This window comes from Streptomyces sp. M92 (assembly GCF_028473745.1).
Lineage (GTDB): Bacteria > Actinomycetota > Actinomycetes > Streptomycetales > Streptomycetaceae > Streptomyces.
This window is the reverse complement of record NZ_CP101137.1, coordinates 973122-984029: the sequence shown is the minus strand read 5'-3', so window position 1 is coordinate 984029 and position 10908 is coordinate 973122. Positions and strand designations below refer to the sequence as shown.

Genomic DNA, 10908 nt, shown 5'->3' with positions numbered 1-10908 from the left:
AACGTCACTTTCCGCGAGATCACCCTTTCGGCGGCACAACTCACGCGTGTGCCACGCGTTGACACTGCGCCGGGCACCCGCCCGGATGTTTGTGTCAACCCCAAGGAGCACTTCTCCATGTCGCGTATCGCGAAGGGCCTGGCCCTGACCTCCGTCGCCGCCGCCGCGGTGGCGGGCACCGCCGGTGTCGCCGCTGCCGACGCCGGCGCGCAGGCCGCCGCCGCTCACTCCCCGGGCGTCCTGTCGGGCAACGTCGTGCAGGTCCCGGTCCACATCCCGGTCAACGTCTGCGGCAACACGGTCGACATCATCGGCCTGCTGAACCCGGCGTTCGGCAACGAGTGCGAGAACGACTGACCCTCGGCTCGAACCCCGCACCGGCCGTCCGTACCGCGGTTCCTCCGCGAGCGGGCGGCCGGTTCGCGTTGCCGCGCGGACGGCGGTGTGCTGCCCCGAATGGGGGGTGTGCGCGCCGACACGGCGGACGGGCCTTGACAGGCCGCCCCACCAGGCAGGACGCCGACGGGGGGAGAAGCGGGTGCGGACGTACGGTCACGGCTCGGTTGCAGAGCGGCACGGGCGCTTCCACGGTGGGCACAAGATCCGACGCACCACCGAAAGGAACCCCTCATGCGTCTGCCCGCACGGCGAATCGCCACCACCGCCCTCACCGCCGGCCTCCTGATCGGTCTCTCCGGGCCGGCGGTGATGGCGGCCGATGGCGAATCGGTCCGGGAACGCACCCACGTGGCATCCCACGCGCCCCTGCCCGACGCCGCCGAACTGCAGGACCAGGTCGGCAGCCTGGCCGGCCTGGGCGGCGTGCTGACGCCGGTGACCGACCTGCTCGGCGCCGTACTCAAGGCCGACAACGGCAAGCTCGCCGCCACCGACGCGGACCAGCTCTCCGCCGCCGTCAAGGACGCCCTCGCCAAGGCCGAGGCGGCGGACGCGGACGCCGACGACACGGCGACGACCACGCCGGGCACGAGCACCCCGGCCCAGCCGCCGGTCGTGACCGCCCCGGAGGCCGAGACCCCGGTCACGCTGCCGGCGCCCGTCGCGGCGCAGGACAGCGACGAGACCGCGGCGGCGGCCGACCTGACCGCCTCCGCCTACGCCGACCTGCAGAAGCAGATCGACGCCCTGATCAAGGCCAGCACCTCCGGCACCGCCGAACAGGTGAGCCCGGCCGTCAAGGACGTGGTGACCGGCGTCGTCAACGTCGTCGCCGCCACGCTGGTCGGCGGTGGGCTGCCCGCCGCGGACCTGGCCGGACTGCCCGCGCTGCCGGCCGCTCCGGAGGCCGCCGCCCCGGAGGCCGCCGCCCCGGCCGCGCCGCTGCCGGCGAACCCCTCCTGACGCCCTCGGCGTTCCGGGCCGCCGCGCCACCCCGCCTTTTCCGGGGTGGCGCGGCGGCCCTTTCCCATTGCGCCACCGAGCGTGTTCCGGCACCGAGCGTGTTCCGCCGCCGAGCATGATTCCGTCACCGGGCATTCCGTCATCAAGGGATCTCATATGTCTTCCGGACGCGGGGTTTCCGTGCCCGGTACAGGTCGTTAGGCAGGGCGTCAGCATTTCCTCCGGTGACGTGCCGAGTCACCGAAGAAAGGAACACGATGAAGTCCCTCAAGGCCGCCGCCGTGGTCGCCGGTTCCCTGGTCGCCGCCGGCTCCGCCGCCCCCGCGTTCGCCTACGACCCCGCCGACATCACGCCCACCAGCCTCAACGGCGCCGTGAACGCGCTCACCGCGGAGCCCATCGACGTGATGCCGCTCAAGCACCAGTCGGACGCCCTGGACACCGAGAACAAGGACTCCGTGCTGCACACCGTGAAGGGCGCGACCACGCAGCTGAACTCCGAGGGCGGCCTGCTCGGCGGCCTTCCGCTGGGCCGCTGAACCGGATACCCGGCGCCGAATTCACCGCGGCGCGCTCTTTCCGTCGGCCTCCTTCCGCATTCGCCAGCCCTCCCGCATTCCTGAAAGGGACCGTGCCTGACATGAAGTCGACCACCAGACGAACCCTGGCCGCCGTCGTCACCGGTGTGGCAGCCGCCGTGGGCGCGGCCGCGAGCCCCGCCGCCGCGGCCGGTGCGGTCCCCGTGCCGGTGCCGCTGGGCGGCGCGGAGACGGCCCTCGGCATGGAACTGCCCGAGGTGGCCGGCGAACTGCCCGTGCCGACGCCGGGCGCGCCCGAGGGGCCGCGGTACGTCGAGGGCCGGCTGCTGCCGGAGCGGACCCTTCCGCAGTTGCCGGTCAGTAGCGGCCTGCCGGGTGTCGACCTGCGCCAGCCCCTGCCGCAGGTGCTCGGGGACGGCTTCGACCACGCCGCCGTCGACGCCCCCGCCGCCGAGCTGCGGACGCTGGCGCCGGGCCTCTCCCTGGACGCCCCGCTCAGCGCCCCCGGCGGCGGGGGCTTCGGCCTGCCGACCGCCAAGCTGCCCCAGGTGGGTGTGCTCACGCCGATGGTGCAGACCGTGCCCACGGCCGACCTGGGGGTGGGACGGGGGCTGTAACCCGTACCGCTCACGTCCACACCCGTGTGGCCCCGCGTGCGGTGACCGCGGGGCCCGTCGCCCGGTTACCGGTACGGATCACCCACCGGACCGGACGAAGGACGAGGAGCGAGCCATGGGCGCCAACGCGGACAGAACAGTGGACGGACCAGCGGACGGGTCGGCTGACAACCCAGTGGACGGACCAGCGGACGGGTCGGCGTACGGGCCGGCGTTCGGGGCTCCGCGAGGACCCGTGGGCGGCGGGGAGGGCGGTGCCGGACGGTCGGCCGGGGGCCCGGCCGCGGGCGCGCCCGCGGTGCTCGGGACGCGGCGGCAGATGATGCGGGGGCTGCTCGCCCCCGCCCTCGCCGTCTCCCTGGCGCCGCTGGTCGCGGCCTCCCGGCCCGCACGGGCCGCCGCCACCGGCACGGACGCGCGCCCCGCCCGTCCCGAACCCCGCGCCGACACGGACTCCCCGGTCGAGGGCACCTCGTTCGACGAGACCTACCGAGGCCGTCGCATTCGCGGCATCCGGTCCGCGGCGGGGCGCGCCGTCGGTGCCGGGACGTGGCACGTCACCGTGGACGGCCGGCCGCTGCACCTGATGCGCCGGGCCGACGGCAGCTGGCTGAGCATGATCGACCACTACCGGTCGTACCCCACCCCCCTCGCCGCCGCCCGCGGCGCCGTCGACGAACTCGGTCCCGGCGAGCACCTGCGCGACGCGCCGGCCGACCCAGGGCACGGCCACCACCCCGGGAGGCGGCATGGCGTACACGCGTAAGGACGTCAGCACGCTGACCCGCACCGAGAAGCGGCGGTTCGTCAAGGCGCTGCTGGAGGTCAAACGGCGCGGTGAGTACGACGAGTTCGTGCGCACCCACATCGAGTACTACGTCTCCGACGGCGAGGACGGACTGCGTACCGCCCACATGGCGCCGTCCTTCCTGCCCTGGCACCGCCGGTTCCTGCTGGACATGGAGGAGGCGCTGCGCCGGGTCGACCCGTCGGTCACCGTGCCGTACTGGGACTGGACGAAGGACCGCACCACCAGGTCGGGGCCGTGGACGGCCGACTTCCTCGGCGGTACCGGGCGGCGCTCCGACCACCGGGTGACCACCGGGCCGTTCGCCCACTCCGAGGGCAACTGGACGCTCAAGGAGAACGTCACCGACACGGAGTACCTCACCCGGGACCTCGGCCGCGCCGCCGATCCCATCGGCCTGCCGACGAAGAGCGACCTGGAGTGGGCGCTCGACGACCCGGTCTACGACACCGCGCCCTGGGACTCCACGGTCCGCAACGGCTTCCGCAACAAGCTGGAGGGCTGGGGCACCGGGCGCGGCAGCGTCTCCTGGCGCAACCACAACCGCGTGCACCGCTGGGTGGGCGGGGCCATGGTCGGCGGCGCCTCCGTCAACGACCCGGTGTTCTGGCTGCACCACGCCTTCGTCGACCTCCAGTGGTCCCGCTGGCAGGCCCGGCACAAGAACACCCGCTACCTGCCCGCCGAGCCGCCCGGCCGGGGCAGCGCGCAGCACGGCCGGGTCGTCGCGCGGCACGAGCGGCTGCCGCCGTGGGACGTGACACCGGACGAGCTGGAGGACCACAGCCGGATCTACCGGTACGCCTGACCGGCGGGCGCGGACGTGGGGAGAGCCCCGGCCGGGGAAGGCCGGGGCTCTCCTGGTGCCTACGGGACTCAGCCGCCGTAGCCGCCGCCGTTCTTGCCGTCCCCGCCGTGCTTGTCGCCCTCGTCCTTCTTGTCGTCGTCGCCGTTTTCGCAGGCGTTGCCGAAGGCCGGGTTGAGCAGACCGATCACGTTGATCGTGTTGCCGCAGACGTTGACCGGCACGTGGACCGGGACCTGGACGATGTTGCCGGACAGGACGCCGGGCGAGCCGATGGCCGCGCCCTGGGCGCCCGCGTCCGCCATGGCCAGGCCGGTGCCGCTGAGGACCACGGCACCGGCGCCGAGCGCGACACCGGCGGCCTTCGCGATGCGAGACATCACGTTCTCCTTCTGAACTCGGGGAGCACGGCGGCAGGACGCGCCACCGCACTGCCGGTTCAACGCCGCTGGTCGGATAGGGGACACGGGGGGAATGTGAGGATCACCCTTTTTGAACAGGAGGGCGGGGCCGGGGCGTCGGGGGAAAGGGGCGGGGCACGGACCGGGCACGGGCGGGGCGGAAAACCGTTCCGCTCCGGGCCGGGGCGTCCACTAGCCTCCCGGCATGGTTAACGACCAACCCCACCAGCCCGACCGGTCCGCCCCGTCGGACCGGCCCGACCACGCCGACCGGTCGGGAGCGACCGCGCTGCCCGGCCTGTTCGCCGACGAGGGCCGGGTGCGCGCCTTCGCGGCGGTGGCCCTGGGGGCGGGCAGCGCGCCGGACGTGGCCCGGGCGGCGGGCCTGTCCGCGCAGGAGACCGCCGCCGCGCTGCGCCGGCTGCGGGAGCAGGGCGTCGTGACGTCGTCCGGGGACGGCGGCGGACTCGTCGTCGCCCACGAACGCTTCGCCGAACTGGCCCGCGCGGGCCGTCCGGCGGCGGAGACCGCCGGACACACCGGTCCGGATGACGACCGGGCCGGCCTGATCGTGCGGACCTTCGTCAAGGACGGGCGGCTGGTGCGGCTCCCCGCGCGCTGGACGCGCAAGAAGGTGGTGCTGCGGCACATCGCCGAGCAGACCTTCGTGCCCGGCGTGGAGTACCCGGAGCGCGCCGTCGACGAGAAGCTGCGCGCCTGGTGCGACGACGGCGACGTCGACCATGTGACGCTCCGGCGCTACCTGGTGGACCTCGACCACCTGCGCCGGAGCGACGGGACGTACTGGCGGCCGGGTCAGTCCGTCCGGGCCGGGATCGCCTGAGAGTCGGGAGCCGGGGCCGGGGCGATGGCCTGGGGCGGGGCCGGGGGCGCGGGCAGGCGGCGTACGGGGAAGCCCGCGAGGTAGGCCCGGACCGCTTCGACCGCCTGGCCGTAGTACGTGGCGTAGTTGGCGCGTGAGACGTAACCCAGGTGCGGCGTCGCGAGCAGGCGCGGGGCGGTGCGCATCGGGTGGCCGGCGGGCAGCGGTTCGGTGTCGAAGACGTCCACGCCCGCCCCGGCGATCCGGCCCTCGCGCAGGGCGGCGAGCAGGGCGTCCTGGTCGACGATCGCCGCGCGCGAGGTGTTGACCAGGTAGGCGGTCGGCTTGAGCAGGGCAAGTTCGGCGGGGCCGAGCAGGCCGCGGGTGCGGTCGCCGAGCGCCAGGTGGACGGAGACGAAGTCGGCCGTCGAGAGCAGGTCCTCCTTGGAGGGGGCGAGTTCGACGCCCACCTCGTCGGCGCGCTCCCGGGTGAGGTTCTGGCTCCAGGCGCTCACCCGCATGCCGAAGGCGAGGCCGACCTGGGCCACCCGGCCGCCGATCTTCCCCAGGCCCAGCAGTCCGAGCCGGCGCCCGTGCAGGTCGGCGCCGACCGTCTGCTGCCAGGGACCGTCCCCGCGCAGCGCGTTGCTCTCCTGGACGATGCTCCGGGCCAGGCCCAGCAGCAGGGCCCAGGTCAGTTCGACGGGTGGGGTCGAGGAGGACGCCGTGCCGCACACGGTGACGCCGTGCGCCTCGGCTGCGGCGTAGTCGATCACGCTGTTGCGCATGCCGGAGGCGACGATCAGTTTCAGCCGCGGCAGCCGGGCGATCAGCGATCCCGGGAAGGGGACGCGTTCGCGCAGCGTGACCACGATGTCGACGTCGGCGAGCGCCGCGGCGAGGGAGTCCTCGTCGTCGAAATGGGTGTCGAAGGACACGACGTCCACGTCCCGGGCGACCGGGGACCAGTCGGCGATCTCGGTCGCCACCTGCTGGAAGTCGTCGAGCACCGCACAGCGCAGTCGTCGCACCTCGTCCGGTCCTCCGGTCCCTCCGCCAAACGGGCAGTGGCGCCCCCGGCAGGACTCGAACCTGCGGCCAAGCGCTTAGAAGGCGCCTGCTCTATCCACTGAGCTACGGGGGCCTGGTGTGGTGGCCTCGGTCGTGGCGCCCGGTGTGGGCCGTTCCGCGACGTCGCCGGGGACAAGGATAGGGCTCCCGGCTCCATGTCCCTGATGCTTCGCCTCCGTGGCTCGATGTGGAGGTTCGGTGAAGCGGTTCCGATAATCGCAGGCAGGTACGAATCGTGCATCGCTTTTGGCGTCTCGCGCATCGGGTGTTGTGCACTCGTTATGCCTGGGCTGTGCTCGCGTCCCAGTAATCCCTTCCGCCTGAAGTGTCCGGTCGGCGCGCAGGCATACTCATATGCTTCAGAATTCCCCTGAAATTGGGCATTCTTCACATGTGGTGACCTTGGACGTACGGCCTCAGCTGCTCGACGCACTCTCCGCGCTGCGCGACCGTGTCGCGGCCGCACGCTTCCCGCTGCCCCTGGCGGGGGCCCCACGCGCGCGTGCCAACCGCGACGAACTGCTCGCCCAGCTCGACGACTACTTGGTGCCCCGGCTGAAGGAACCCGAAGCGCCACTGCTGGCCGTCGTAGGCGGCTCCACCGGTGCCGGGAAGTCCACGCTGGTGAACTCCCTGGTGGGCCGCCGGGTCAGCGAGGCGGGCGTACTGCGGCCCACGACCCGCACGCCGGTGCTGGTCTGCCATCCGGAGGACCACCACTGGTTCAGCGGCATGCGGGTGCTGCCCGACCTCACGCGCGTGTGGATGCCCCCCCAGGACCCCGACGACGACCTGCTGCTGCCGGGCGAGAACCCCGCGCGCGTGCTGCGCGTCGAGACCGCCGACAGCCTGCCGCCCGGCATCGCCCTCCTGGACGCGCCCGACATCGACTCCCTCGTCGCCGACAACCGGGTCCTGGCGGCCGAACTGCTCTGCGCCGCCGACATCTGGGTGATGGTCACCACGGCCGCCCGGTACGCCGACGCCGTCCCGTGGCATCTGCTGCGCACCGCCAAGGAGTACGACGCCACCCTCGTCACCGTGCTCGACCGGGTGCCCCATCAGGTGGTGGCCGAGGTGTCGCGGCAGTACGCCGCGCTGCTCACCAAGGCCGGACTCGGCGACGTCCCCCGGTTCACCGTCCCGGAGCTGCCCGAGTCGGCCTGGGGCGGCGGGCTGCTGCCGGCCAGCGCGGTGGCGCCGCTGCGGACCTGGCTCGCGCACCGGGCGCAGGACCTCGGCGCCCGGCACGACGCCATGGCCCGTACGGCGCACGGCATCCTGGACTCCCTCAAGTCCCGGATGCCCGAACTGGCCGGTGCCACCGCCGCGCAGTACGCCGCCGCGCTCCGGCTCACCGCCGCCGTCGACGGTGCCTACGACGCCGAGCACGCGCGCGTGCGGGGCAGGTTGCAGGCGGGGGCCGTGCTCGCCGGGGACGCGCTGAAGCGGTGGCGGGCGTTCCCCCTCGACTGCGCCCCCGAGGAACTCCTCGACTCGCTGGTGGAGAGCCTGACCGCCCTGCTGCTGTGCTCCGTGACCGCCGCCGACGAACGGGTCGACGAGGCCTGGCGGCGCGAACCGGCGGCCACCGCCCCGGAACTCGCCGGCCGCGACCCTGCGCCGGAAAGTGCCGAGCACCGCATCGGGATGGCCGTCCGGCGGTGGCGCCGGGAGCTGGAGGAGTACGCCGAGGACGAGGTCCGCGAACTCGACCGGAACCTGGCCCCGGACCCCGCCGTGGTGGCCGCCCTGGTCGCCACCGTGCTGCTGGGCGGGCGGCGCGGGCGCAGCGCCGGGGAACGGCTCGCCGAGCGGATCGGCGCCCACGGCGCGCTGCGGTTGCGCGACCGGGGCGGGCGGCTGCTCGACGAACACGTGGACCGGGTCCTGCACGGCGAGCGCGAACGCCGGCTGGCACCCCTCGACGGGCTCGAGGTCCATCCCGAGCCACAGGCCGAACTCATCGCCGCGCTGTCCGTACTGCAGAAGGAGAGGTGACCGGTGACCGCCGTCACTGACCAGGACCCCACCGAGCACACCGGCCACACGACCGGGGACGCAGGCCAGGCGGGTGAGCCGGACCGGGGCGACCGGGCAGACCGGGCCGACCGGGTGGACCGGGTGGACCGGGTGGACCGGGTGGACCGGGTGGACCGAGCGGACCGAGCGGACCGGTCGGATCAGCCGGTCGAGCCGAGTCCGCGCGCGGTGGAAGGCACCGCCGCGCGGGAGGACGCCGAGGGGGACGTCGTGCAGGGCGGGGCCGCGCGGGAGCGCGAGGGCGAGCGCCGCCGCCGCGGGTTCCACGCGCGCGTGAAGGACGCGGCGGCGTCACGCCGTACGGAACACGGGACCTCCGTGCCCGCCATGCCCACCGCGCCCACCGGGTCCACTGTGCCTTCCGGAACGTCTGTGTCGGCTGGGGCCCGTGGGGCGGACTCGGCACGCCGGACGACCGCGGAGCGTCCGGCGGGTACGGAGCGTTCCGCGGGCAGGGAGCGTTCCGCGGGCACGGAGCACGGCGCCGGTGGAGCGCCCGGCTCCGGGGACGTCGGCGACGGTGCCTGGGGCGACGGGCTGATCGCGCGGCGGGTGGACGAGAAGAACGGCGGGCCGGACCCGTACTTCACCGTGCCGAGCCGACCCGCCGGTTCCTCGGCCGCCCTGATGCCGCTGGCGTACGACGGACAGCTCAGGTCGCGGCTCGACGCGCTGCGCGAACTGGTCGGCCTGTCCCGCACCCGGCTCGACACGAGCACGCTCTCCGAGGCGGGCCGGGTCCTGGACGAGGCCGCCGCGCGGCGCAGGCTCTCCGGGCAGCACACCGTGGTCGCCATCGCGGGTGCCACCGGCAGCGGCAAGTCGCAGTTGTTCAACACCCTGGCCGGAGTGACGATCTCCGAGACGGGTGTGCGCCGCCCGACCACCGCGGCACCCATCGCCTGCAGCTGGAGCGACGGCGCGGCCAGCCTCCTGGACCGGCTGAGCATTCCCGGCCGGCTGCGCCGCCGCCCGATCCAGCACCCGGACTCCGAGTCGCCGCTGCGCGGACTGGTCCTGATCGACCTTCCGGACCACGACTCGGCGGCCGTGCTCCACCGCGAGCAGGTGGACCGCATCCTGCGGCTCGTCGACGCCGTCATCTGGGTCGTCGACCCGGAGAAGTACGCCGACGCCGTGCTCCACGAGCGCTATCTGCGGCCGATGGCCGGCCACGCGGAGGTCACCTTCGTCGTCCTCAACCAGGTCGACCGGCTGCCCGGCGAGGCCGCCGAACAGGTCCTCGACGACCTGCGGCGCCTGCTCGACGAGGACGGCATCGCGCTCGGGGAGTACGGCGAACCCGGCGCGACCGTGCTCGCCCTGTCCGCGCTGACCGGCGAGGGCATCGGCGAACTGCGCGAGGCGCTCGGTCAGTTCGTCACGGAGCGGCAGGCTCCGGCGCGCCGCATCGCGGCCGACGTGGACGCCGCCGCGCGGGAGCTGCGGCCTGTGTACGTCGCCGGACGGCGGACCGGGCTCAGCGAGGAGGCGCGGGAGGAGTTCGCCGACCGGCTCGCGGACGCGGTGGGCGCCACCGCGGCGGGCGAGGCGGCCGAACGCGCCTGGCTGCGCAACGCCAACCGCGCGTGCGGCACGCCCTGGCTGCGGCTGTGGCGCTGGTACCACGACCGGCGCGAACCCCCCACGGGACGGCTGCCGCTGCGCGCCCACGCCGACGAGGAGGCCACGGCCCGCCAGCGCGTCGAGCAGGCGGTGCGCACGGTCTCCGACCGGGCGTCGGCCGGGCTGCCCGCGCCGTGGGCGCAGGCGATGCGCGAGGCCGCGGTCCGCGGCGCCCAGGGGCTGCCCGAGGCCCTGGACGAGCTGGCGGTGCGCACGGGGCTGCCGCCGGGGCGTCCGCCGCGGCCGGGCTGGTGGCCGGTGGCGGTGCTGGCGCAGGCGACGATGACCCTGCTTCAGGTGGTGGGCGGGCTCTGGCTGCTGGCGCAGATCATCGGGTTCGTGCCGCCGAACCTCGGCGTGCCGGTGCTGCTGATGCTGGCCGGGATCATCGGCGGCCCCCTCATCGAGTGGAGCTGCCGCGTCGCGGCGCGCGGACCGGCACGGCGCTACGGCCACGAGGCGGAACGCCTGCTGCGGGAGGCGGCCGCGGGGTGCGGCCGTGCCAGGGTGCTGGACCCGCTGGCGGCGGAGCTGTTGCGGTACCGGGAGGTGCGGGAGCAGTACGGGCGGGTCACGGGGGCGGGAGCGGCGGCGAGGTAGCGGCGGGACGGCGGCGCACGCCGTGTGACGCGGTCCGGCGCGGCGTGACGCGGTGACGCGGTGTGTCGCCCGAGTGGGTGACGGAGTTCTCCACAGATCCGGGGACGGTCCACAGCCCTCAGCGGGCCGGCGCGGACGGAGGCAGTCTGACCTCGGGTGGTCGCGACGGACGCGATCGCACCGGCAAGGGCGGCGGCGGGAGGGCGCACACGT

Annotated in this window: 11 protein-coding genes and 1 tRNA gene; 9 read left to right on the top strand and 3 right to left on the bottom strand. The window is 74.4% G+C overall.

The genetic code is table 11. The features are described from left to right. The first annotated feature begins 117 nt into the window (after positions 1-117). The 6 genes from chpG (at position 118) to M6G08_RS04395 (ending at position 4134) form a co-directional block, all read left to right on the top strand. Positions 118-357: a chaplin ChpG gene (gene chpG / locus M6G08_RS04420; protein ID WP_073723170.1), complete on the top strand. Its 240-nt coding sequence runs from the start codon at positions 118-120 to the stop codon at positions 355-357. Between the two features lie 273 nt (positions 358-630). Further along, a complete protein-coding gene (locus M6G08_RS04415; RefSeq protein ID WP_272585873.1) occupies positions 631-1362 on the top strand; it encodes a hypothetical protein in 732 nt (243 codons plus the stop codon). A 257-nt stretch (positions 1363-1619) separates the two neighbouring features. Next, on the top strand, positions 1620-1901 hold the full coding sequence (locus M6G08_RS04410; RefSeq protein ID WP_272585872.1) for a hypothetical protein: 282 nt from the start codon (positions 1620-1622) through the stop codon (positions 1899-1901). 101 nt (positions 1902-2002) lie between these two features. Then, entirely contained in the window at positions 2003-2518 is a 516-nt protein-coding gene (locus M6G08_RS04405) for a hypothetical protein (protein WP_272585871.1), read from the top strand. 235 nt (positions 2519-2753) lie between these two features. Continuing rightward, a complete protein-coding gene (locus M6G08_RS04400; RefSeq protein ID WP_272585870.1) occupies positions 2754-3284 on the top strand; it encodes a tyrosinase family oxidase copper chaperone in 531 nt (176 codons plus the stop codon). Continuing rightward, on the top strand, positions 3268-4134 hold the full coding sequence (locus tag M6G08_RS04395) for a tyrosinase family protein (protein WP_272585869.1): 867 nt from the start codon (positions 3268-3270) through the stop codon (positions 4132-4134). The genes M6G08_RS04400 and M6G08_RS04395 overlap by 17 nt, the downstream gene beginning before the upstream one ends. A gap of 68 nt (positions 4135-4202) precedes the next feature. On the opposite strand, the gene M6G08_RS04390 is transcribed toward M6G08_RS04395, so the two are convergent. Then, positions 4203-4511, bottom strand: coding sequence for a chaplin (locus M6G08_RS04390; protein WP_272585868.1), 309 nt, complete (start codon positions 4509-4511; stop codon positions 4203-4205). A gap of 226 nt (positions 4512-4737) precedes the next feature. Here M6G08_RS04390 and M6G08_RS04385 point away from each other — a divergent pair, with 226 nt between their 5' ends. After that, positions 4738-5376, top strand: a complete 639-nt coding sequence (locus M6G08_RS04385) for a DUF2087 domain-containing protein (protein ID WP_272585867.1) — start codon at positions 4738-4740, stop codon at positions 5374-5376. Here the strand turns inward: M6G08_RS04385 and M6G08_RS04380 are convergent. Together M6G08_RS04380 and M6G08_RS04375 are read right to left on the bottom strand one after the other, a co-directional pair. Beyond that, on the bottom strand, positions 5349-6386 hold the full coding sequence (locus M6G08_RS04380; protein ID WP_272585866.1) for a D-2-hydroxyacid dehydrogenase family protein: 1038 nt from the start codon (positions 6384-6386) through the stop codon (positions 5349-5351). The genes M6G08_RS04385 and M6G08_RS04380 overlap by 28 nt on opposite strands. A gap of 37 nt (positions 6387-6423) precedes the next feature. Then, positions 6424-6499 (bottom strand) — tRNA-Arg (locus M6G08_RS04375). 320 nt (positions 6500-6819) lie between these two features. Between M6G08_RS04375 and M6G08_RS04370 the strand changes: the two genes are divergently transcribed. Both M6G08_RS04370 and M6G08_RS04365 read left to right on the top strand, forming a co-directional pair. Continuing rightward, positions 6820-8427, top strand: a complete 1608-nt coding sequence (locus M6G08_RS04370; RefSeq protein ID WP_272585865.1) for a dynamin family protein — start codon at positions 6820-6822, stop codon at positions 8425-8427. 3 nt (positions 8428-8430) lie between these two features. Next, on the top strand, positions 8431-10695 hold the full coding sequence (locus M6G08_RS04365) for a YfjP family GTPase (RefSeq protein WP_272585864.1): 2265 nt from the start codon (positions 8431-8433) through the stop codon (positions 10693-10695). The last annotated feature ends 213 nt before the right edge of the window (positions 10696-10908 follow it).